Annotated in this window: 27 protein-coding genes; 22 read left to right on the top strand and 5 right to left on the bottom strand. The window is 40.2% G+C overall.

Annotation, left to right across the window (positions count from 1 at the left end):
• Window positions 1-250: 250 nt before the first annotated feature.
• Entirely contained in the window at window positions 251-424 is a 174-nt protein-coding gene (locus tag IQ10_RS02025) for a YjcZ family sporulation protein (protein WP_144448807.1), read from the bottom strand.
• A 513-nt stretch (window positions 425-937) separates the two neighbouring features.
• On the opposite strand from IQ10_RS02025, the gene IQ10_RS02030 reads away from it, so the two are divergent.
• Window positions 938-1042, top strand: coding sequence for a YjcZ family sporulation protein (locus IQ10_RS02030; protein ID WP_144448808.1), 105 nt, complete (start codon window positions 938-940; stop codon window positions 1040-1042).
• 183 nt (window positions 1043-1225) lie between these two features.
• Complete coding sequence (locus tag IQ10_RS02035; RefSeq protein WP_144448809.1) at window positions 1226-1921, top strand: peptidylprolyl isomerase; 696 nt, start codon at window positions 1226-1228, stop codon at window positions 1919-1921.
• A gap of 253 nt (window positions 1922-2174) precedes the next feature.
• Here IQ10_RS02035 and IQ10_RS02040 read toward each other — a convergent pair whose 3' ends face one another.
• Window positions 2175-2798 carry a cell wall hydrolase gene (locus tag IQ10_RS02040; protein ID WP_144448810.1) on the bottom strand — a complete coding sequence of 208 codons (624 nt, stop codon included), beginning with the start codon at window positions 2796-2798 and terminating at the stop codon, window positions 2175-2177.
• A 179-nt stretch (window positions 2799-2977) separates the two neighbouring features.
• Window positions 2978-3928 carry an SDR family oxidoreductase gene (locus IQ10_RS02045; protein WP_242009684.1) on the bottom strand — a complete coding sequence of 317 codons (951 nt, stop codon included), beginning with the start codon at window positions 3926-3928 and terminating at the stop codon, window positions 2978-2980.
• A 237-nt stretch (window positions 3929-4165) separates the two neighbouring features.
• Between IQ10_RS02045 and IQ10_RS17930 the strand changes: the two genes are divergently transcribed.
• From IQ10_RS17930 to IQ10_RS02065, 5 genes are all read left to right on the top strand, one after another.
• Window positions 4166-4342: a hypothetical protein gene (locus IQ10_RS17930; RefSeq protein WP_158639963.1), complete on the top strand. Its 177-nt coding sequence runs from the start codon at window positions 4166-4168 to the stop codon at window positions 4340-4342.
• A gap of 186 nt (window positions 4343-4528) precedes the next feature.
• Window positions 4529-4834, top strand: coding sequence for a putative quinol monooxygenase (locus IQ10_RS02050; RefSeq protein ID WP_144448812.1), 306 nt, complete (start codon window positions 4529-4531; stop codon window positions 4832-4834).
• Between the two features lie 196 nt (window positions 4835-5030).
• Window positions 5031-6878, top strand: a complete 1848-nt coding sequence (locus tag IQ10_RS02055) for a sigma-54-dependent Fis family transcriptional regulator (RefSeq protein ID WP_158639964.1) — start codon at window positions 5031-5033, stop codon at window positions 6876-6878.
• A gap of 183 nt (window positions 6879-7061) precedes the next feature.
• A complete protein-coding gene (locus tag IQ10_RS02060) occupies window positions 7062-7460 on the top strand; it encodes an SCP2 sterol-binding domain-containing protein (RefSeq protein ID WP_144448814.1) in 399 nt (132 codons plus the stop codon).
• 4 nt (window positions 7461-7464) lie between these two features.
• Window positions 7465-8328 (top strand): alpha/beta fold hydrolase, encoded by an 864-nt coding sequence (locus IQ10_RS02065; RefSeq protein ID WP_144448815.1) that lies wholly within the window; start codon window positions 7465-7467, stop codon window positions 8326-8328.
• 229 nt (window positions 8329-8557) lie between these two features.
• On the opposite strand, the gene IQ10_RS02070 is transcribed toward IQ10_RS02065, so the two are convergent.
• The gene (locus tag IQ10_RS02070) at window positions 8558-8794 is read right to left on the bottom strand and encodes a hypothetical protein (protein WP_144448816.1); all 237 of its coding nucleotides are present in this window, start codon (window positions 8792-8794) and stop codon (window positions 8558-8560) included.
• Window positions 8795-9304: 510 nt separating this feature from the next.
• Here IQ10_RS02070 and IQ10_RS02075 point away from each other — a divergent pair.
• The 15 genes from IQ10_RS02075 (at window position 9305) to IQ10_RS02145 (ending at window position 22070) form a co-directional block, all read left to right on the top strand.
• Window positions 9305-10486, top strand: coding sequence for an ATP phosphoribosyltransferase regulatory subunit (locus tag IQ10_RS02075; protein WP_144448817.1), 1182 nt, complete (start codon window positions 9305-9307; stop codon window positions 10484-10486).
• 1 nt (window position 10487) lies between these two features.
• The gene (gene hisG / locus IQ10_RS02080; protein WP_144448818.1) at window positions 10488-11123 is read left to right on the top strand and encodes an ATP phosphoribosyltransferase; all 636 of its coding nucleotides are present in this window, start codon (window positions 10488-10490) and stop codon (window positions 11121-11123) included.
• Entirely contained in the window at window positions 11123-12397 is a 1275-nt protein-coding gene (gene hisD, locus IQ10_RS02085) for a histidinol dehydrogenase (RefSeq protein ID WP_144448819.1), read from the top strand. The genes hisG and hisD overlap by 1 nt, the downstream gene beginning before the upstream one ends.
• On the top strand, window positions 12394-12984 hold the full coding sequence (gene hisB / locus IQ10_RS02090; RefSeq protein WP_144448820.1) for an imidazoleglycerol-phosphate dehydratase HisB: 591 nt from the start codon (window positions 12394-12396) through the stop codon (window positions 12982-12984). The genes hisD and hisB overlap by 4 nt, the downstream gene beginning before the upstream one ends.
• Complete coding sequence (gene hisH / locus IQ10_RS02095; protein ID WP_144448821.1) at window positions 12985-13629, top strand: imidazole glycerol phosphate synthase subunit HisH; 645 nt, start codon at window positions 12985-12987, stop codon at window positions 13627-13629.
• Window positions 13622-14359: a 1-(5-phosphoribosyl)-5-[(5-phosphoribosylamino)methylideneamino]imidazole-4-carboxamide isomerase gene (hisA, locus tag IQ10_RS02100; RefSeq protein WP_144448822.1), complete on the top strand. Its 738-nt coding sequence runs from the start codon at window positions 13622-13624 to the stop codon at window positions 14357-14359. Before hisH ends, hisA begins: the two co-directional genes overlap by 8 nt.
• Before the next feature lies 1 nt (window position 14360).
• Window positions 14361-15119: an imidazole glycerol phosphate synthase subunit HisF gene (gene hisF / locus IQ10_RS02105; protein WP_144448823.1), complete on the top strand. Its 759-nt coding sequence runs from the start codon at window positions 14361-14363 to the stop codon at window positions 15117-15119.
• The gene (hisIE, locus tag IQ10_RS02110; protein WP_144448824.1) at window positions 15116-15742 is read left to right on the top strand and encodes a bifunctional phosphoribosyl-AMP cyclohydrolase/phosphoribosyl-ATP diphosphatase HisIE; all 627 of its coding nucleotides are present in this window, start codon (window positions 15116-15118) and stop codon (window positions 15740-15742) included. The genes hisF and hisIE overlap by 4 nt, the downstream gene beginning before the upstream one ends.
• 230 nt (window positions 15743-15972) lie before the next feature.
• Complete coding sequence (locus tag IQ10_RS02115) at window positions 15973-17025, top strand: tetratricopeptide repeat protein (protein WP_144448825.1); 1053 nt, start codon at window positions 15973-15975, stop codon at window positions 17023-17025.
• 125 nt (window positions 17026-17150) lie between these two features.
• Window positions 17151-18095 carry a thioredoxin-disulfide reductase gene (gene trxB, locus IQ10_RS02120; protein ID WP_144448826.1) on the top strand — a complete coding sequence of 315 codons (945 nt, stop codon included), beginning with the start codon at window positions 17151-17153 and terminating at the stop codon, window positions 18093-18095.
• Between the two features lie 312 nt (window positions 18096-18407).
• On the top strand, window positions 18408-18881 hold the full coding sequence (locus tag IQ10_RS02125; RefSeq protein ID WP_367613645.1) for an 8-oxo-dGTP diphosphatase: 474 nt from the start codon (window positions 18408-18410) through the stop codon (window positions 18879-18881).
• A 21-nt stretch (window positions 18882-18902) separates the two neighbouring features.
• Window positions 18903-19799, top strand: coding sequence for an RNase adapter RapZ (rapZ, locus tag IQ10_RS02130; protein ID WP_144448827.1), 897 nt, complete (start codon window positions 18903-18905; stop codon window positions 19797-19799).
• Window positions 19796-20743, top strand: coding sequence for a gluconeogenesis factor YvcK family protein (locus tag IQ10_RS02135; RefSeq protein ID WP_144448828.1), 948 nt, complete (start codon window positions 19796-19798; stop codon window positions 20741-20743). Before rapZ ends, IQ10_RS02135 begins: the two co-directional genes overlap by 4 nt.
• A 77-nt stretch (window positions 20744-20820) precedes the next feature.
• Window positions 20821-21771, top strand: a complete 951-nt coding sequence (gene whiA, locus IQ10_RS02140; protein WP_144448829.1) for a DNA-binding protein WhiA — start codon at window positions 20821-20823, stop codon at window positions 21769-21771.
• Between the two features lie 44 nt (window positions 21772-21815).
• Complete coding sequence (locus tag IQ10_RS02145; protein ID WP_144448830.1) at window positions 21816-22070, top strand: HPr family phosphocarrier protein; 255 nt, start codon at window positions 21816-21818, stop codon at window positions 22068-22070.
• Between the two features lie 72 nt (window positions 22071-22142).
• Here the strand turns inward: IQ10_RS02145 and clpP are convergent, their stop codons facing one another.
• Window positions 22143-22727 carry an ATP-dependent Clp endopeptidase proteolytic subunit ClpP gene (clpP, locus tag IQ10_RS02150; protein WP_144448831.1) on the bottom strand — a complete coding sequence of 195 codons (585 nt, stop codon included), beginning with the start codon at window positions 22725-22727 and terminating at the stop codon, window positions 22143-22145.
• Window positions 22728-22911 lie beyond the last annotated feature (184 nt).

The following is a 22911-nucleotide window of genomic DNA, read 5'->3' on the forward strand; positions in this document are numbered from 1 at the left end:
TAATGTTACAGTCATTTAACAAAATGATAGTTTTTTATTACAGAATGTAACAAAGTTTGTCATAAAACTATGTTACTAGTTACTTTTAGCAAAAGAAGGAAGAGTTTCATATTTGGAATTTCTTCTTTTTTGTCTTAAATAAACGTTTGTTTAAATGAGAATAAGATGTCTTAAGGGTCAAGAAAATGTTAGGAGTATAACAAATAAATGAAAAAGCCGAGCGTGATAATCACGCTCGGCTTAAGATATTTTAGCATTTGTCACCCATCATCGCTGCTCCAACGATGATTAACAAAATGAACAAGACGACAATTAAAGCGAAGTTGCTACATTTACGGTCGTATCCAGCTCCAGCTACAGGAGCATATTGATAACCAGCAACAGGTGCCCCGTATCCATAATCTCTACCGCAGTAGTATCCCATTATAAGTTCCTCCTTTCTATTAAGGTATGACTTCTTTGATGTCATCTGCAATGGGAGATAAAAACCCTATTAATATCGTTATCTTTTTTTAACGATTCAGCCATTAACTTAAAAGGATGATCAGAATAGACTTTATCGCTAGATACAACTTCTAATTAATAAGCACTCTCCTATTGTCAGGACTAGTACATTTTATGTAAAAATTACATAAGTGAGTCAGTTAATAGCGGAATAAAGAAGAAAACAAGCGATTTCATTAGGTACAAGAATCTATTTAGCATTAGCACAGATAACTTTCATGAGCTTCTGCTCTCAACCTAGGATGAAAAAGTATTCTTTTCCTGTCCAACTAGCCCCTAACCAACTAATTAACTTTCCCCCAGAGAATAAAATGAAAATGAAGGGTAAAATTCAGCGATTGTAGTAGGAGCTTTGTCCAATCTATAAATGATCATGTCGCATAACTTGTAGTAGTGAAGGAAAGCTTCACAAATTAAATTAGGAGGGGTAATTATGGATCATGGTAGAGGATTTGCGTTACTTGTTGTTTTATTCATCTTGCTCATTATTGTAGGAGCTAGCTGGTGCTGCAGAGACGGTATGTACGGCGGCTACTAAGATTTAACTGAAGATTTGATTTTAAAGATACGGTCCATCTTAGAGAAGAAGATGGGCTGTGTCTATACATAGGGGACGCATTAATGGTAGAGAGCTGATATTTGCTCGCTCTTACATCGACGATGCGTGCTATGATATACTAAATGGCAGACATCTATCATTGTTGGATATTGGAGGATTAGTATGAGAAGCATCTTATCAAAAAATACATTATTTCTTGCCATTTTGGCTGCTACGTTATTCATCATAGCAGGCTGCGGAGCACAGTCTGATGATGGACAAGCAGGTGAGCAGCCTGTAGAGGAAACAGGTGAGTCAACAGAAGAGCAAACGAACGAACAAGCTGGAGAAGTGACAAATGAAGAGAACCCAATTGTCACGATTACTATGGAAAATGATGAAGCCATTGTGCTTGAATTATATCCTGACGTTGCACCGAATACCGTTGCAAACTTTGTGTCATTAGTCGAGGAAGGCTTTTATGATGGGTTAATTTTTCATCGTGTGATTCCTGGGTTCATGATTCAGGGTGGAGATCCTGAAGGAAGTGGCTTAGGTGGACCTGACTATGCCATTGCTGGTGAATTTAGTTCAAACGGATTTGAAAATGAGTTAAAGCATGAACGTGGCGTTCTTTCGATGGCCCGCACGATGGATCCGAATTCAGCTGGCTCACAATTCTTTATCATGGTAGAGGATATACCTGATCTTGATGATGAATACGCGGCTTTTGGACGAGTGGTTGAAGGAATGGAAACAGTTGATGCAATCGCTGCTGTTGAGCGAGATGCTGCAGATAAACCACTTGAAGATCAACGAATAAAAACAGTTACAGTTGATACAAAAGGAATTGACTATCCTGAACCAGAAAAACAATAAGGTTATATGATTAGCTTGTCGGCAAAGTCTCGTTCTACGAGAATGTCGACAGGCTTTTTTAGTTGAACTCATTTGGACGACTCTACGTACCTTGATTTAGTACGTGAAGCGAAAGGAAAAGATCGATACAAAATGTTTTCCCTGAGTCCTATTTATGTAATCGCTAATGAAGAACTTCTATTTATGTGCTTAAAAGAAGCTTGGGAAACATGCCCAAGCTTCTTTTAAAATGAATGCTTACTAGTTTCAAAGATTAGTTAGCAAAAACATGGTTTCCAATTTGACGTTCCACCGTTCTCGTTTGAATCCATGTTGATGTGGCAATGTCAGGATTGAAATAATAATGCGCTCCTTCAGTAGGATCAGTGCCTGTCCAAGCTTCCTTAACGGCTTGGTATGCGTTCGCATTAGGTTCTAGATCGTACTGACCATCGTGAACAGCTGTGAAGGCATTTCTTTGAAAAACAACTTCTGACACAGTAGAAGGAAAGTCAGGAGATTTGACACGATTAAGAACAACTGCCGCAACAGCAACTTGTCCTTCAAATGATTCTCCTCGTGCTTCCCCGTACACAACTTTTGCGATTGTATGTACATCTTCTAATGTAGTGAGGGTAGCGATTCCTGCTAGACCATCAGCTGCTAATCCGAAATCATGTTGAAAGTCGATTACTGCCTGTTTCGTTAATGGTCCATACACTCCTGTTGTATCTTCATCTAAATAATCTAGTTGAATTAGCTTCTCTTGTAATTCAGTTACTTCAGCATTTTGATCACCTTCCCTTAGAAGAGGATAGGCTTGTCCTTCTTTTGGTGACGCAAATAGCAGAATCGTAAACGTTAGAAACGCAAAACTTATTTGAAAGAATGTTTTCATGACTTCATTGCTCCTTTTCATAGTTGTAATATCCATGCACCAAGAACGTATACCTCAAAATGAAGAAGGATAAACATATATTTATTGGTGCTACGATAAAATGACATGCAAACCAAAACCGATTTCCCTCTATAACTAAGAGGAAATCGGCTTTATCCTACGCTTTTAATTTTAAAAAGTTAAGATGATGTCCATTCTCCGCCGTTGACGTGAAGGGTTTGCCCTGTGACAAAACGTGAATCATCAGAAGCAAGGTACACATATGTTGGCGCAAGCTCAAATGGTTGCGCGACTCGTTCCATCGGATTAAAGGCCCCGTATACAGCCACTTGGTCAGCTGAAAAGCTTGATGGAATGAGTGGAGTCCAAATCCGACCTGGGGCCACAGCATTAACCCTAATCCCTTGTTTGACGAGGTTATTGGCTAAAGCGCGCGTAAAGCCGATGTTCGCTCCTTTTGTCGCTGTATAATCAATCATTTGTTTTTCCCCAATATAAGTAACAACAGAGGAAGTATTTATAATCGAGCTACCTGGCTTTAAATAAGGAAGTGCGGCTCTTGTTGTGTAAAAATGGGAGTAGATATTGACCTTAAAGGTGTCATCAAACTGCTCATCCGTAATATCAAGTAAGCTTAATTGCTGGAATTGGATACCCACATGATTACAGAGAATGTCCAAGCAGCCGAATGTTTGAATCGTTTGTTCAACGATATTGATACATTGTTGTTTATCACGTAAGTCACCAGGCATTAAAAGACAACGTTGACCGAGTTCTTCGATTCTTCTTTTGGTTCTTTGTGCATCCTCATGCTCATCTAAATATGCAATCGCAACATCCGCACCTTCTTTCGCAAATGCGATCGCAGTCGCTGCGCCAATCCCGCTATCTCCACCTGTAATGAGTGCAACCTTTCCGTTTAATTTGCCGCTCCCTCTATAATTAGGATTTTCAATAATGGGTCGTGGCACCATTGCTCCTTCGATACCAGGATGACGAAGCTGCCTTTGCTCAGGAACAGAGATCGGGATATCCTTGTAACGAGTGATTGTCCCGTAGTTTGGGTGCATGGGGTAAGGGTGGTGCTGGTGAGTATGATGGGGTTGATTCATTTGATTCATTGACTGCATTTGTTGATTTTGATGCATGGGATGCGATTGATAATAATGTTCCATTTTAAGGCCTCCTATAAAAACAAATTTCGAATTACTGTATGTTATTTAGGTGATTGTCGTGCCTGTTTTAAGGAGTTTGTAGAAGGGGCGTAGGGATTGAGGGTAAATGCTGTTAAAAAGAAAAAGGAGTACGGGCTCATAATAAATTGTGCTGAATAAGGTAAAGGGGAGGAAAACTGAAAGGAGGTTATCATGTTGCAATACTATCAGTACAGTCCAGAGGTGAGATTATTATTAAAAAACCATTCAGAAGAAACGGTGCAGATGTTGTATAATTCGAATCCTTTTACTTGGTCGATGCCTGATATAGGACCAAGACCACCATACTACTGTAACCCACGTTATGTGCAGAATTATCCGCTCATTTAAAAGAATCCAAGTAAAAAAAGCTAGATAAATGCTAGTGTGAACAGCTTTTATCTAGCTTTTAATAAAGGGAAAATTAAGGTTTGCCTTCGCAAAATTGTGGGTATAAAAGCAATATGCTCTGATCTTTTCTAGTTATTTCACGCTCAATAATGAATTGGTCATACTCACATTAGAGGAGGAAGAACAATGGTTAATGTAGGATTATATGTTCGACTAGAAGCAAAGCCTGGGAAAGAAGGGGAAATAGAAAGCTTTCTCCGTGGAAGCTTGCCAGTTGTTCAGGCGGAGGAAGAAACGGTCGCATGGTTTGCGCTTCGTCTTGGACCGACAACATATGGTATATTTGATGCTTTTCCAGATGATGAAGGTAGACAAGCCCATTTAGCAGGACTTGTCGCAGAGGAATTGATGAACAACGCACCTGACCTTTTCTCGCAACCACCGACGATTGAAAATGTTGATATACTTGCGGTGAAATTACCTGGTAGATAAATGGTTTTATGTTAATTAAATGAAGATTTGTTTTTTTATATCCCTCACCTATGAAGCAGGTGGGGGATTATTTGTTGAATTTTCTTGATTTTAAAAGGATTATTGATGTTTTCCTCGAAAAAGAGTAAGAAGTCATCATCTCGAAATGAATGTTTCGTCCATTGCTTTAATAATCCTTTTTAGGAGGAGAATGAGTATGAGTATAATAGCTGATAAGAAGTGGAAGCAATTTGTTCTTGAGGGTAGAACGGATATAGATATAAGAAAGAACGTTCTAGATTCATGGAAGAGATGTAAGCAGCTAGGTGTATCTCATGATAGAGAAGAAGTTTTTTCGCGTGTTTCACAACTTGATTTTGTACAAAGACGTCAGCAAAATTCTGAACTTATTCATGCTGCCTTACCCGTTATGCAAGATTTATATAAACGATTAAAAGGTGGAGGCTATCTCCTTTTACTTGCAGATGCGGAGGGCTATTTGGTTGAAATGGTGGCTGATCGTAAGTCGCAAACAATTGCTGATCGAAGTGGTATTTCCATTGGTGCAAGATGGAAGGAAGAAAATGTAGGATCAACTGGATTATCGATTGCGATTCAAACAAAAACGGCTATGGCGACCTCAGGAAATGAACATTTTTGCCTAGCTTTACGTACTTGGGATTGTTCAGCTTGCCCAATTTTTGTGGATGGAAAGTTTGTCGGTGCATTTGATGTTTGCCGAATGGGTCCAGGAAATGATCTGCGAGAGTTATCTACACTCGCCGTTGCTGGCGCTCATGCTGTTAGCGAAAGATACAAATTTAATCTTATGAAAAGTAAGGAACAAGTTTTATCACATCTCCTATCTGAATATACTCACAAGTTCACTAAGAACACAGGTATTATTACATTCAATAAACAGGGGATAGAGTTATATAAAAACGAGTATGCGAATGACTTCTTTAAAATATTAAAGCTGGAAGCAGGTAACGAATCTCTAGTGAATTTTATCAAAAAAGAACCTATGGAAATTGAAGTAGAAGGGAAGCGGTATTTACTTAATCGAGAAGAAGTTAGGAACATGGATGAAGAGTTAGCAACAGTTATTTTTATTAAACCACAAAATATTGTAACCGTATCCAAAATTGTTAATAATCAAGATGAGCCTGTATTTGATAGCAAAAATCTAGCTTTCCAAAAAACGATCAAAACAGCGATAAAAGCAGCCAAAAGTGATGCTTGCATATTGATTCAAGGAGAAAGCGGAGTCGGAAAAGATTTTATGGCTCGCTTTATTCACAAGCAAAGTAATAGAAGGAACAATCCTTATACAGCGATTAATTGTGCTGCTATTTCTCGAGATCTTATCACATCCGAGTTATTTGGCTATGAAGGTGGTGCATTTACTGGTGCTAAACCTAAAGGTAGTCAAGGGAAAATAGAAGCATCAAACCACGGGACGATATTTTTAGATGAAATCGCTGATCTACCACTCGATTTACAGGCAACTCTACTTCGGACTTTAGAGGAAAAGCATGTGGTCAGAGTTGGGGGTACTACTGCTATTCCAGTTGATGTGCGGTTTTTAGCGGCGACTAATAAAAATTTGAAAGAGCTTGTTGAAAAAGGGGAATTTCGAGAGGATCTTTATTATCGGTTAAATGTGTTTCATGTAAAAATACCTGCGCTACGAGATAGAATGGAAGACTTTGAAACTATTTTCACTTCAATAATAGCGACAAGTTGTAAAAAAGCAGAAAGAAAAATGATTGAGTTCACTCCAGAAGCCATTCATCTATTACAGCAATATTCTTGGTCTGGTAATTTGAGAGAATTGAGAAATGTCATTGAAAGAATTGTATATCTTCATGATGAAGATCATTTTACTGAGAATGATGTGCAGGAATATATTAATCTTTATCCCTCAAATGAAAAGTTGGATGAACAGGAGTATCTCTCCTATATTCTTCGCAAATCCAATGGAAATCGCGCTCAAGCTGCGAGGGAGATCGGAATATCGAGAAGTGCGTTGTATCGAAAACTACAAAAATATAAAATTGAATAAGGGTTATATGACTGTCCAATTGTTCGAACGCTGACCGAACAATTGGACAAGTTCAATCATTTAACTGCTGATAGAAACCTTAGTTTTACTAGTATTTAAACCTTTCTCTAAATTGGCATGAGTCTTGCATTATAACAAAGTGTAAGGCCTTTCATACTAAAGTGATTAAGAGGAGGTTTAAACATGCAAGTAGGATCAAAAGAATGGATGGAGCAGTTTCAGGAGACTGTTAATGCAGATCAAGAACTGAATGTCATTGGGAAGTATTGTTCAATTGATTTTCTTTTACAAATTGGTTCAAAGGAGTATGTAGTCGAGTTGCAGCAAGGGAAACTAACGAATTTCTCTGAAAAAGGACCACTAGATGGATATAGTTTTGCTATTAGAGGGACTTTGGATGCGTGGACTAAATTTACTCAACCAACACCACCTCCAATGTATCATGAGTTGTTCGCAGCCTTTTTCCAAGGAAATATGCACATTGAAGGCGACATTCAAGTATTAATGGCCAATTTAAGGTATATAACCCGTTTTCTCGATGTTACTAGAGAAGTAAACAATACATTAGTTAAAGGAGCGTAAAGCCATGGGAAAAATCTCTCCTGTTACAGGTCGATATGTGTATGTGAACGTTGATAATATTGAATACAAGGTGTACTTCGAAGAAAACGGACAGGGTATTCCGCTAGTATGTCAGCATACCGCTGGATGCGATAGTAGACAATGGCGCGGCTTGCTTGAAGATGCAAACATTACGAAAGAGTTTAGAGTCATCGCTTACGATTTACCAAGACATGGTAAATCTGATCCTCCTCATGATGTTGAGTGGTGGAAAGACGAATATAAGCTCAGAACAGAATTTTATATTCAATTTGTTCGTAATTTCTGTGAAGCACTTGAGTTGGAAAATCCAATTTTCATGGGCAGCTCATTTGGTGGTAATGCTGCACTACAATTAGCACTTGAGTATCCTGATTATTTCCGAGCTACGATTCCTGTTGAAGCGGCGGATCATACCCCTGGTTTTTACCAAGAATTATGGCATCATCCACATACTCATGGTGGGGAAGTTTGTGCATCAGGAGTTTGGGGGTTAATGGCACCCCAAAGTCCTGAAAGAGATCGTCGTTTAACATGGTGGTACTATAGCCAAGGAGCTCCAGGTGTATTTAAAGGTGACCTTTATTTTTACAGTGTTGATCATGATTTACGTGGCAAGCTTCATCAAATCGATACAAATAAATGCCCTGTGTATTTGCTGACTGGAGAATACGACTATCTTTCTACACCAGAAGACTCGAAACGCACTGCTGACCAAATCCCTGGAGCTAATTTTATCGAGATGAAAGACATCGGTCATTTCCCAATGAGTGAGAATCATGAAGTATTTGGAAAATACTTAGAAGAAGTGCTTCAAGATATTCTCCTTAGAGAAAAGTCATTAGCGTAGATAAAAAGTATTTCAAATCATATATGCTTCTAAAAAGAACCGTGATTTTGTGTAATCACGGTCTTTTTTAAGGCTGTATACGGAATGTTGTGGTCATTATATCGGGGAAATGACTTTGAAAATCTCTGACAATGGCAACAAAAAGGTAAAAAAACCAAGCTAGTCAGCTTGGTTTTTTAAAAGAGAAAATCGGGAGTATAGGCCCTCCGCCACAATTGACAGGAAGCCATTAATTCACAGGGACACGAGAGATCTTGGCTATCTTGTAATTTCCTGTTTGTGTTTTTTTCATCTTACCATTTACGACGAAGCGATCTAAAATGTTCTTAATCCCGACTGTGTTTTTTTCCGTATCTTCTAGATTAGGGTTTGCAGCTTTCAATGTCTTTGCAGCCTGTTCATATGAGACAGCTCGTTTAGAATTTTTGACAATTGTAAACAGTTGGGCAGCATAGCCTTTTTTCAATTCCCATCACCCTTTCATGTATCTTATTAGTGTAACACAGTTTGGGTTGAAATAAAAACAGATGTCATGAATGTATACTAGTTCATTTTGTACACTAAACATTCAGATGTGCTAAAAATTATATGATTTAATGTGTTTTTATCCGCAATTAAACCTGTTACGATGATTATACTGTAAGATTAGTAACCATTTTCTACGAAGAAAATGCGGGCGAGGTTGATTATTGGAATTGGTATGACCGTCCTGCAAGTGGGGCAATTTATAATAAATTAAGAAATATGGTGGTGGCTCTCTTGTTGATTGAGAGTCCCTTTTTTATTTTATATAAAGCTTTTATCAACAAAGCATCATGAGCATCTTTTGGTTGACGCTCTTACTTAAGCAAGGTAAACTAAGTCTATACTTTATCTTGGTAGTATATTAGCGAACTAAAGCGAATGAAATAAATATAGATGCGAGTAAGGGAAGAATGAATAATAGATGAGTAAGAAATAAATGGAGGGTTTGTTTATGTCAAAGCCGTTTATGTTTGAGAAGCCGCTTGGAATGCGGGATACATTACCTGCGATGTATGAGATGAAAAAGCAGGTTCGAGAGCAATTGGAAGCTGAAATGAGCGGATGGGGTTATCAAATGATTGAAACACCGACGCTTGAATATTATGAGACAGTAGGGGTGGCGTCAGCTATTTTGGATCAACAATTGTTTAAATTGCTTGATCAGCAAGGGAATACGCTTGTGCTACGTCCAGATATGACAGCACCGATTGCAAGACTTGTGGCATCAAGTTTGAAAGGTGAATCGTATCCGTTAAGACTATCTTATCAATCGAATGTTTACCGTGCTCAGCAGCATGAAGGTGGAAAGCCAGCTGAGTTTGAACAAATTGGTGTTGAATTGATTGGTGACGGAACAGTGAGTGCGGACGGAGAAGTGATTGCTTTAATGGTTGCGGCATTAAAGCGTGCTGGATTGTCTGATTTTAAAGTGGCGATTGGACATATTGGCTATGTGAATGCACTGTTACTTGATATTGTCGGAAATGCAGAACGAGCAGATGCGCTAAGACGCTTCTTATATGAAAAGAATTATGTTGGCTTCCGTGAACATGTCAAAAACTTGCCGCTATCATCCATTGATCAACGCAGACTGCTTGGCTTATTGAAGCTTCGTGGTGGTAAGGATACGCTTGTGGCAGCGGCTGAGCTTGTGCAAACAGAGCAAGGAACAGCAGCTTTAGCTGAGTTAGAAGAGCTATGGAGTGTGCTTGAGAGCTACGGAATTGAAGATTACGTGAAGCTTGATCTTAACCTCGTTCTTCACATGAGCTATTACACGGGTGCGGTGTTTGAGGGATACGGAAATAATCTTGGTGTGCCGTTATGTAGTGGTGGTCGTTATGATGAACTACTCGATAAATTTAAGCGACCTGGTCAAGCGACAGGTTTTGGTGTTCGTCTTGATCTATTATTAGAAGCGCTTGGGGAGACAGCTGAAAAGCGCAAGCAAACTTGTATTATTTTTAGTAAAGAGCGTCGCGCGGAGGCGTTCCAACAAGCAGCTAGCTTGCGTGAAGCTGGTCTTGCGGTTGTTCTTCAAGATATTGCGGGCGTAGCGGATGTTGATAGTATGTCAGAGCAATTTTCAGATGTGTTGTATTACATTGGTAAAGTAAAGAAAGGAGAGGCGTAAGATGTCAGATTGGTTAACGGTTGCGATGCCGAAGGGGCGTATTTTCGAAGAAGCAGTTGAATTGCTGCGCAGGGCAGGCTACAATCTCCCAGCTGAATTCGATGATTCGCGCAAGCTTATTGTCGATGTTCCAGAAGAAAAGATGCGTTTTATTCTTGCGAAGCCAATGGATGTTCCGACGTATGTCGAGCACGGTGTGGCGGATGTTGGTGTGGCAGGCAAAGACGTGATGATTGAAGAGGAACGTGACGTGTATGAAGTGCTCGATCTTCGTATTAGTGCATGCTACTTGGCCGTTGCGGGTCTCCCAGGTTATGAAAAGAAAGATATTAATCCAAAAGTTGCCTCAAAATATCCGAATTTAGCAACACAATATTTTAAAGAGCAAGGCGAACAGGTTGAAATTATTAAATTGAACGGTTCGATCGAATTAGCACCACTTATCGGCCTTGCTGATCGCATTGTGGATATCGTTTCAACAGGGCAAACGTTAAAGGAAAATGGTTTAGTTGAGCTTGAGACGATTGTACCGATCACATCTCGCCTCATTGTGAATCCAGTTAGTTACCGGATGCAAGATGAACGTATTGATGAAATGGTGGAGCGCCTGTCTCGTTTGATTGAGGGGGAAGAATAATGAAAATCGTAAGCATTGATGCAAATGTCAGCATTAGGCGCGACATTGATACAGGAACGGAAATGCAGCGTGATGCAGTCGATAATATTATTACCCAAGTGGTCGAGCAGGGTGATCACGCCCTCTTTACATTAACAAAAACGCTCGACGGTGCTGACTTGAAGGAACTGAGAGTGTCAAAAGAGGAAATGGAAGCTGCCTATGCACATGTTGATCAAGATATCATTATAGCGATTCGCCAAGCGATTGAAAATATTAAGGATTTCCATCAACGTCAAAAAAGACAGTCTTGGATGACGACGAAGGAAGATGGCACGATTCTTGGCCAAAAAGTAACGCCGCTTGATTCTGTTGGTGTCTATGTACCAGGCGGGAAAGCCGCTTATCCGTCATCGATTATGATGAATGTCATTCCAGCCCAAGTTGCTGGAGTAAAACGAATTGTAATGGTTTCTCCTCCGCAAGCTGACGGAACGCTTCCTGCTGGTGTACTTGTCACAGCGAGCGAGCTTGGCGTCGAAGAAATTTATAAAATTGGTGGTGCACAAGCGATTGCGGCTCTTGCTTATGGAACAGAGAGTGTACCGTCTGTCGATAAAATTACTGGACCAGGAAACATCTATGTGGCTTTAGCAAAGCGTGCTGTCTTTGGAAAAGTGGATATTGATATGATTGCAGGACCAAGTGAAATTGTTGTATTAGCAGATGAATATGCGAACGCAAGCTTCATTGCAGCTGATCTTTTGTCGCAAGCAGAGCATGATGAACGAGCATCTGCCGTACTTGTGACAACATCAACGAAGCTAGCAGAAGAGGTTGCTGCAGAAGTCGAAAAGCAGCTTGAGACTTTGCCGAAAAAAGCAATTGCCCAAGCATCGATTCGTGATTATGGTGTTATTTATGTGGCGCGTGATTTAGTGGAAGCTATTGAAGTTGTTAATGAGCTTGCGCCAGAGCACCTTGAAATATTAACAGAAGAGCCAATGAATTTAATCGGAAAAATTCGTCATGCTGGGGCCATTTTTGTAGGACCGTATAGCTCAGAACCTGTTGGTGATTATTTTGCAGGACCAAATCACGTGTTGCCAACGAACGGAACAGCGCGTTTTTCAAGTCCATTAAACGTCGATGATTTCACGAAAAAATCAAGCATCATTGCTTATAGCAAAGCAGCACTACAAGCAAATGGAGCACAAATTTCAGCACTTGCTCGCCTAGAAGGCTTAGAAGCCCATGCACGAGCGATTGATATTAGGTTGGAGGGAAAACAATGACAGAGCGTCGCGCAAAAATTGAACGTAATACAGGTGAAACACAGATTAAACTTGATTTTACAATCGACGGAGAAGGAAAGTCTGAGCTTGAAACAGGCGTTCCTTTTCTGACTCATATGCTTGACCTTTTTACAAAGCATGGTCACTATAACTTAACGGTCGATGCAAATGGCGATACGGAAGTGGATGATCACCATACGACAGAGGATATTGGAATTGTTCTTGGACAAGCGATTAAGGAAGCTCTTGGCGATAAAAAGGGTATTCGTCGTTACGGAAATGCATTCGTTCCAATGGATGATACGCTCGCACAAGTCGTTGTTGACCTAAGCAACCGTCCACATTTAGAATTCCGTGCTGAGTTCCCGAAAGAAAAAGTAGGGACATTTGATACGGAGCTTGTTCATGAATTTATGTGGAAGCTCGCTCTTGAAGCTCGTATGAACCTACACATTATCGTTCACTACGGACATAACACGCACCATATGATTGAAGCTGTATTCAAGGCATTGGCGCGTGCGTTAGATGAAGCAACGAGTATTGATGATCGGGTGAAGGGCGTCCCGTCTACGAAGGGATTGTTGTAAATGATCGGCATTGTTGATTATGGAATGGGGAATTTGCACAGTGTTAGTAAAGCGCTAGAACGCTTGGAGCTTGACTACATTTTAACAGACGATATCAACGAATTAAAGAAAACGGATGGCCTCTTGCTTCCAGGCGTAGGGGCGTTCCCTGATGCAATGGTTACATTAAATAAAATGGGATTGACTGACTTTTTGCAGGAATGGGCTGCACAAGGTAAGCCGCTTCTCGGTATTTGCCTTGGTATGCAGCTGTTATTTGAAGAAAGTGATGAACACGGGCACACAGAAGGACTGAAGCTACTTCCAGGTCGTGTGGAGCGTTTCCGTGGACAGTTTGAGGATGGCTCCACGTATAAAGTTCCGCATATGGGTTGGAATAATTTAACGTTCCAAAAGCCAAAGCACAGCTTACTAAAAGATGTAGAAGAAGGTCATGTTTATTTTGTTCACTCGCATGTCGTGAAGCAAAGTGATGATGACGTGTTAATTGCGACAAGCGACTATGATGGCACGGTTCCTGCAGTTGTTGGGCGTGACAATGTTCTTGGTACGCAATTCCACCCAGAAAAAAGTAGTCATGTCGGAATGGCGATTCTTCGTAATTTCGGTGAACTAGTCGCACAAGGAGGAAAAGTGCATGAGTAATTTTGTTATTTACCCAGCGATTGATATGAGAGACGGGAAATGTGTTCGTCTCGTTCAAGGTGATTATGATCAAGAGACGGTTTACGGGGATTCACCGTTTGATATGGCCAAGGAATTTGCCGAAGCTGGCGCAAAGTGGATTCATATGGTTGATTTAGACGGTGCGAAGGCGAAAAAGCGAGTCAATCATGAGCATGTCCTCCGTGTGGCGAAAGAGCTTGATGCAAAGGTTCAAGTTGGTGGTGGAATTCGTACAGCGGAAGACGTCGCATTCTACCTCGATCAAGGGGTTGACCGAGTTATTCTTGGTAGTGTGGCAGTAAACAATCCTGAATTTACGAAAGAAATGCTTGCTACATATGGTGGAGAGCGAATTGCGATTGGTCTAGATGCTCGTGATGGTTATGTCGCAACAGAAGGCTGGCTTGAAACATCTTCTGTAAAAGCGGAAACGTTGGCGCAAGAGCTTGCTCGTTTTGGTGCTGAGGTATTTATTTTCACAGATATTTCAAGAGATGGAATGCTATCCGGTCCGAATACAGAAGCAATTACAAACTTAGCAGAAGCAACAGGTAAGCAAGTGATTGCCTCAGGTGGTGTTAGCTCATTAGCTGATTTAACAGAGCTTCGTGAGCGTAAAGATCGTGGTGTGAGCGGTGCAATTGTCGGTAAAGCCCTTTACACGAATCAATTTACGTTAAGAGAAGCGCTTTTAGGAGGCGAAGAATAGGATGCTGACAAAACGCATTATTCCTTGTTTGGATGTAAAAGAAGGACGAGTCGTTAAAGGCATTCAATTCGTTGATCTTAGAGATGCAGGTGACCCAGTTGAGCTTGCGGCTTTTTATGATGAACAAGGTGCAGATGAGCTTGTCTTTTTAGATATTTCTGCTTCACATGAAGGGCGCGAGACGATGGTCGAAGTGGTTGAGCAAGTAGCTGGTACACTTGCGATTCCGTTTACTGTTGGTGGTGGAATTAATACACTTGAAGACATGAAGCGTGTTTTGCGTGCAGGAGCGGATAAAGTATCGCTTAACACAGCAGCCGTTAAACGACCCGAATTGATTCGAGAAGGTGCTGACTTTTTCGGTTCGCAATGTATTGTTGTGGCAATTGATGCAAAGTACGATCAAGAGCTAGGTTCATGGCGGATTTATACGCACGGTGGCCGCGTTGCGACGGAGTGGGAAGTGATTGAATGGGCGAAGGAAGCCGTACGTCTCGGTGCTGGTGAAATTTTGCTAACGAGTATGGATCAAGACGGTGCGAAAACAGGCTTTGATAAGGCATTAACAAAAGCAGTGAGCGAAGCTGTGACGGTTCCAGTTATTGCTTCAGGTGGTGCTGGTAAGAAAGAAGATTTTGCAGATGTATTTGAAGAGGCAAAAGCCGATGCTGCTCTAGCTGCGTCTATTTTCCACTATAAAGAAACATCTGTAGCAGAAGTGAAATCGTATTTAAAAGAGAAGGGAGTGAGCGTACGATGACAATCGATAAAATTAAATTTGATCAAAATGGTCTTGTTCCCGCAATCGTTCAGGATGCAGCAAGTAAAGAGGTTCTGACGCTTGCTTACATGAATAAGGAGTCACTCGAGAAATCACTTGAGACAAAAGAGACATGGTTCTATTCGCGTTCGCGCCAGGAGCTATGGCATAAAGGGGCAACGTCTGGAAATACTCAGAAGATCGTCGATATGCGTTATGATTGTGATGCTGATTCTCTTGTCGTGCTTGTCGTTCCAGCAGGACCTGCTTGCCATAAAGGAGAATACACTTGCTTTAGTGATTCTCTAATGAAGGATGAAGTGCGAACAACTCTAAACCGATTTGCGATTATCGAAGAGCTTGAACAAGTTATCGCAAAAAGAGAAGCTGAACTTCCAGAAGGAGCTTATACGACCTATTTATTTGAAAAAGGTGTCGATAAGATTTTAAAGAAGGTCGGCGAGGAAGCTGGAGAAGTTATTATCGCAGCGAAAAATCGTGATCCTGAAGAGTTGAAGTGGGAAGTGTCTGACTTGCTCTATCACCTTCTCGTCCTCTTAAGAGAACAGAAGCTACCGCTTGATGATGTTTTGGCAGTTTTAAAAGAAAGACATAAAGCTTAAAGTCAAAAAGGTCTGACGTTTTTCTGAATAGGAGAACTCAGGCTTTTTTTCTTCAAAAAAATTTGGTGGATGAGGTTAGTGCTGGTGTTTATTTATAGGAAAGGCATATGATATCATGAGTGTTCCACTTAATTGAATATTTAACTCTTTCATTAAAAAGAAGCATTCACGTATGCTAAAATGTTGTATACTAAATTGAAGATTTAAGAAGCTGGAGGGAACGGAACTTCATGGAATTAACACCAAATAACGAACACCAAAAACGTAAGGTCGTCCCTTTGTTTCAAAGCGGTGATTACTTCTTTCATCGTGGTTTAGAAGCGTATCGTAAGAATCATCTCCATCGCGCTATCAAATTATTTGAACGAGCGGTGAAATTAACAAATCAAGAACCGGTTTTCCATGTTCAATTGGCAGCCGTTCTTTCGGAAATTGGAGAGTATGAACGCTCCATTGATATATTACAGCAAGTGTTAGCTGAAAATGGAGATGCGATAGCGGAATGCTATTTTTTCATGGCTAATAACTATGCTTATTTAGGTTTATTTGAAAAAGCAGAACGAGCGACACTACGTTATTTGGAATTAAGTCCGAATGAACGTTTTACTGAGGATGCAGAAGAGCTGCTAGAGTTGCTTCGCTTTGAACGTGAAGAAGCTGACGATTGGGAAGAGATTGATGCACAAGAGGATGAACTGATCGCTCGGCATGAACGCGCGCACTATTTGCTGCGCAACGGTGAAGTGAAAGCGTCAATCCCGATTCTTGAAGCAATTATTAAAGAGCACCCTACGTGTTGGGCAGCGCGAAATCATTTAGCTGAAGCGTACTTTCGTTTAGGTGATGATTCTGCATTTGAGATATCTGAAGCCATTTTGGAGCAAGATAAAGGAAATTTATTTGCGATTTGTAATTTGGCTTTGTTTTATTCAAAAAAAGGGGAAACTAAGCAGGCAGAACCTTTTATTCAAGCTTTAAAGACGGTGTATCCAATTGACGGTGACCATTATGTGAAAGTAGCCGAAACGCTATGTGCGGTTGGAGAGTATCGACTTGCCTATGAGCGTTTGCGAGAGCTAAATCGCTTTGAGTTAGAGCTTCGCCCTGATTTATTATTCTGCCTAGGGGTTTCCTTATCTCATCTAGGAGAGCAAACAAAGGCCCAGACCTATATTGAGCGTGCTGCTAATCTAGGTTCTGAGCAAGCAGAGAATTTTGTGAGTAGACAGAGAAATCATAAGAGTGGAACGGAAGATATTGGCTATCATATATGGATAGACTAATTTGAGCAGGATATTAGACAACTTTTGCGAAATTCGCTACGATGTAAAATATACAATCATCAAATTTTAGTAAATTGGTTAATGGCCAACGGAGTAAGTGGTATATGTAAAGGAGTGGAAGAATGATGAGTGAAGAAAAAATCTATGATGTTGTCATCGCTGGTGCTGGCCCTGCTGGAATGACAGCGGCTGTTTATACATCTCGTGCAAATCTTTCAACAATTATGCTTGAACGTGGTGTGCCAGGTGGACAAATGGCAAACACAGAAGAGGTTGAAAACTATCCTGGCTTTGACCATATTCTTGGTCCAGAGCTTTCAACAAAAATGTTCGAGCATGCAAAGAAATTTGGTGCTGAGTACGGATACGGTGATGTAAAAGAAATCATCGATGAAGGCGAACTTAAAATTGTCAAAACAGGTAGTAAAGAATATAAAGCGCGTGCTGTTATTGTCACAACTGGTGCGGAATATAAGAAGCTAGGCGTTCCTGGTGAGAAAGAATTAGGTGGTCGTGGAGTTTCTTATTGTGCAGTATGTGATGGGGCATTCTTTAAAGGGAAAGAGCTAGTTGTCGTCGGTGGTGGTGATTCTGCTGTTGAGGAAGCTGTTTATTTAACTCGCTTTGCTTCCAAAGTAACGATTATCCATAGACGTGATCAGCTTCGTGCGCAGAAGATTCTTCAGGATCGTGCTTTTAAAAATGAGAAAATTGATTTCATCTGGAACCATGTTGTCACAGAGATCAATGATGAAAATGGAAAAGTTGGTAGCGTGACGATCGAGAATACTGAAACGGGTGAACAAAAAGAGTTTAAAGCAGATGGAGCGTTCATCTATATTGGTATGCTTCCGCTAAACAACAGTGTACTGAACCTAGGTATTACAAACGAAGAAGGGTACATTGTAACGAATGAAGAAATGGAGACAACGATTCCAGGGATTTTTGCTGCTGGTGACATTCGTGAAAAATCACTTCGTCAAATTGTTACAGCTACAGGTGACGGTAGTTTAGCGGCACAAAATGTGCAGCATTATCTTGAAAGTCTTGAAGAGAAAGTACAGGCATAAAGGGGCAAAACGTCACTCGGTTTTAATGCTTTTGTAACACATATGAAACATTAAAAGCGTATGATATAAATAAGTAATTGACCCCCTTTTTTATATAATTTGCACGGACAAATGTCCGTGCCCTTTTTTTACCCACGTATCTTTTATATTCCAATGTTAATGATTTTGTGTAGAAATTATAACGTTTCTACCTCCCTTTATAGCTGAATAATATATCGATCATTTCTCATGTTTTGTTCTCGTATTCGTTCTGTACTTCTAATTGAATTAAAGTTTCAATTAATTGTATAATGAGATGATAGGAGAACTGAGGTGAGGTTTTTGCAAAGAGTTACGAATTGTGTCCTAACTTTTGAAGATAAAGCATTACTATTACAAAAGCCTAGTCGTGGCTGGTGGGTTGCCCCTGGAGGGAAAATGGAACCAGGTGAGTCAATTAAAGAATCAGCTGAACGTGAATTTTGGGAAGAAACAGGGCTAAAGCTTGAAGGTACGGAATTGCGTGCTGTTTTTACCATTGTCATGATGGAACATAATCAGCCGATTAAGGAATGGATGATGTTCACGTTTCAAGCAAAGAGCTATCACGGAGAAATGATGAAAGAGTCTCCAGAGGGTAAGCTCAAATGGCAACCATTTGATGAACTAGTGCAATTACCGATGGCAGAAGGCGATAAGCATATGTTTCGCCATGTATTAAGTGGTAAAGGCATTATGTACGGAACATTTTACTATACACCAGATTTTGACTTGCTTTCTTACCGTTTAGAGCCAAATTATACATAAGCAATGATAAGGGTGATGAGGATGAAGGTTGAACATGAGGAAATTCAAATTGTTATTATAACGGGTATGTCGGGGGCAGGTAAGACAGTAGCGGTGCAGAGCTTCGAGGATTTAGGTTATTTTTGCGTCGATAATCTTCCTCCAGCGCTCATTCCGAAATTTATTGAGCTAATTGACGGGGCTAATGGGAAAATGAATAAGGTTGCCCTGGTCATTGATTTAAGAGGAAGAAAGTTCTTTGACCATCTTTTTGAAGCGATTGATTCCATCAGTCTTTCGCCGAATTTAAATTTTAAATTGCAGATTCTTTTTCTTGATGCAAAGGATGCGAAGCTTGTACAGCGTTATAAGGAGACGAGACGTTCCCATCCACTTGCTCCGAATGGTCTTCCACTTGAGGGAATTCAATTAGAACGTGAAATGCTAGAAGAAATGAAGGGTCGTAGCCAGCAAATTATTGATACGACTGATATGAAGCCTATTCAATTGCGTGAACGTATTATTCAACGTTTTTCTTCAACGGAACGTCACCCGTTTTCAGTGAATGTGATGTCGTTTGGCTTTAAATATGGCATACCGATTGATGCAGATCTCGTGTTTGACGTACGTTTCCTTCCTAACCCTCATTATGTCGATCATATGCGTCCGAAAACTGGACTTGATCAAGAAGTATCCTCTTATGTTTTAAAGTGGACGGAGACTCAGCAGTTTATTGAAAAACTCACTGATTTGCTTTTGTTTATGCTTCCTCAATACAAACGTGAAGGAAAGAGCCAAGTTGTTATTGGAATTGGTTGCACAGGAGGGAAGCATCGTTCGGTTACATTGGCAGAGTACTTTGGGAAAGCTTTCGCTGATGAATATTCTCTTCATGTGAGTCATCGTGATATTGAAAAAGGGAAGGAAAAGACAAAGTGAGAAATAAGAAAATTGTCGTCATTGGTGGAGGGACAGGGTTATCTGTCTTATTAAGAGGATTAAAAACGTTTCCTGTTTCCATTTCAGCTATTGTAACCGTTGCAGATGATGGCGGAAGTTCAGGGCGCCTACGAAAAGAATTAGATATTCCACCTCCTGGGGACGTACGAAATGTGCTGATCGCATTAGCTGAGGTTGAGCCACTTGTTGAGGAAATGTTTCAACATCGGTTTGCAAATGGAAACGGTTTATCGGGCCATTCGCTAGGCAACTTATTGCTTGCAGGAATGACATCGATAACAGGGGATTTTGCACGTGGTATCGCTGAATTAAGCAAAGTATTAAATGTAAGAGGAAATGTTTATCCAGCTACTAATCGAAGCATTGTTTTGCATGCTGAAATGGAGGATGGAAGTATTGTTTCAGGAGAGTCGAGAATTCCACATGCCAAAAAGCAGATTAAACGTGTGTTTTTGACACCGTCAGAGATTCACCCGCTGCAAGAAAGTATACGTGCCATTGAAGAAGCTGACTTGATTGTGCTTGGTCCTGGTAGCTTATATACGAGTGTTCTCCCCAATTTGCTTGTGCCAGGAATTGCTGATACCATTCGTAATTCAAACGCTAGAAAAGTATATATTTGTAATGTTATGACCCAAGGCGGGGAGACGGATGGCTATTCAGCTGCTGATCACCTGCAAGCGATTATTGATCATTGTGGTCATGGATTGGTTAAAGAAATTCTTGTGAATGGTTCACCAGTGTCAACGCAACTAAGAGAAAGATATGCGGAGGAAGGCTCTGTTCCTGTTATCGTCGATCATGAGCGCCTGAAACAAATGAACATTGGGATTATCCAAGATCAATTTGTTTTGGAAAGGCAGCATATGATACGCCATGATGCAATAAAGGTATCAAACGCACTTTTGCGAGTTAGTGAATAACGGTTAGATGCACGTGTAGGGATGTGGCTTACTATACTATATGGGTAAGTGCTACACGGCTGAAAGGAGTGAGGACCTTGTCCTTTGCAGCCACAACAAAGAAAGAATTGACACAGCTGGAGCAAGATGATTGTTGTGCTAAGGCTGAGCTTGCTGCTCTCATTCGGATGAACGGATCCATTTCGTTCAATCAAATGAAACTAGTCTTGGATGTCACAACAGAGAATGCAGCCATTGCTAGAAGAATCTATACTCATATTAAACGATTATATCCGAATATATTTGTTGAACTTCTTGTCCGTAAGAAAATGAGATTAAAGAAGAACAATGTCTACCTCGTGCGAATGAAGCATGAAGCGAAAATGCTGCTTGAAGATTTAGGGATTTTGGCTGATGGTTTTGTCTTCATTCGAACAATATCAAAGGAATTAACGAAAGCATCTTGCTGCAAACGTGCTTATTTGCGCGGTGCCTTTTTAGCTGGTGGCTCCATTAATCATCCAGAGACTTCTTCTTATCACTTAGAGATCTTCTCGCTGTATGAGGAACATAATCGCTCATTATGTGAATTAATGAACGAATATCAATTAAATGCAAAAACATTGGAACGTAAGAAGGGTTTCATTACGTATATGAAAGAGAGCGAAAAAATCACTGAGTTTCTCAATATTATTGGTGCTCATCAGGCTCTGCTTTATTTTGAAGATGTGCGTATCATGAAGGATATGCGAAATTCAGTTAATCGTCTCGTTAACTGTGAGACAGCTAATTTAAATAAGACAGTTGGTGCTGCGCTTAGACAAGTGGAGAATATCCGCTTAGTTGAACGGGAACTTGGATTAGATCAGTTACCACCTAAGCTAAAAGAGATTGCTGAACTACGTGTATTGCATCAGGATGTCACGTTAAAGGAACTAGGGGAAATGGTAGAGAGTGGTAAGGTGAGTAAATCTGGAGTGAATCATCGCCTTCGTAAAATTGATCAAATTGCAGACAAACTAAGAAATGGTCAGCCTTTTGAAGTGTAATTACGGCCAGTTCATTTAATTAAGCTAAGGAGGAGAAGGGAAAAATGGTAAAAAAAGACGTAACCGTGAAAAAGAAGACAGGATTGCAAGCAAGACCTGCTGCTTTGTTTGTACAAGAGGCTAATCGTTTTACATCTGAGGTGTTCATTGAAAAAGACAATAAGAAAGTAAATGCGAAAAGTATTATGGGCCTTATGAGTCTTGCAGTTGCGAACGGTGCAACCATTACACTTGTGACAGATGGTAAAGATGAACAAGAAGCCCTTGATGCACTTGTGACTTTTATTGAAAAAGAGTAAATAGAAAAGAGACACCGAAATCGTGGAAGCGATAATCGGTGTCTCTTTATTTAGTGCAAAATGATTAAAATGTTATTTTGATGCAGGAATAACTTTGTCGATTAGACCGTATTCTTTTGCTTTTTCTGCAACCATGAAGTTATCACGATCTGTATCTCGTGCAATCACATCCATTGGTTGTCCAGTACGCTCAGAAAGAATAGAGTTTAGTTTTTCGCGCATTTCAATAATGCGACGAGCGTGAATTTCGATATCAGATGCTTGGCCTTGCGTTCCGCCAAGTGGTTGGTGAATCATAATTTCACTATTAGGAAGGGCGAAACGTTTACCTTTTTCACCAGCAGCTAATAAGAATGCACCCATTGAAGCAGCCATACCAATACAAATAGTTGATACATTAGGCTTTATGTACTGCATTGTATCATAGATAGCCATACCAGCCGTAATCGAACCACCAGGGCTATTAATGTAAAGCGAGATGTCTTTCTCTGGATCTTCTGCTTGCAAGAATAAAAGCTGAGCAACGATTGAGTTTGCGACATTGTCATCAATTCCACTACCAAGCATAATGATGCGGTCTTTTAATAAACGAGAGTAAATGTCGTATGCGCGTTCTCCGCGATTTGTTTGTTCAATAACTGTAGGGATTAAATTCATTCGTAATTCCTCCTTTAGTGTTGCGAACAAATACATGTTCGACGATAAGTTATGTACATCATACCTAATAGGTCAAAGAAGGTCAAATTATAAACCTTCACTATAAATATAATTCCCTATCACATACTTTAAAACCTTCTTACATGATATCCGTTTTTTAAATTTCTCAAACTAATTAAGTGAA

The sequence above is a fragment of the Halalkalibacter nanhaiisediminis genome, assembly GCF_007830185.1.
GTDB lineage: Bacteria > Bacillota > Bacilli > Bacillales > Bacillaceae_D > Halalkalibacter > Halalkalibacter nanhaiisediminis.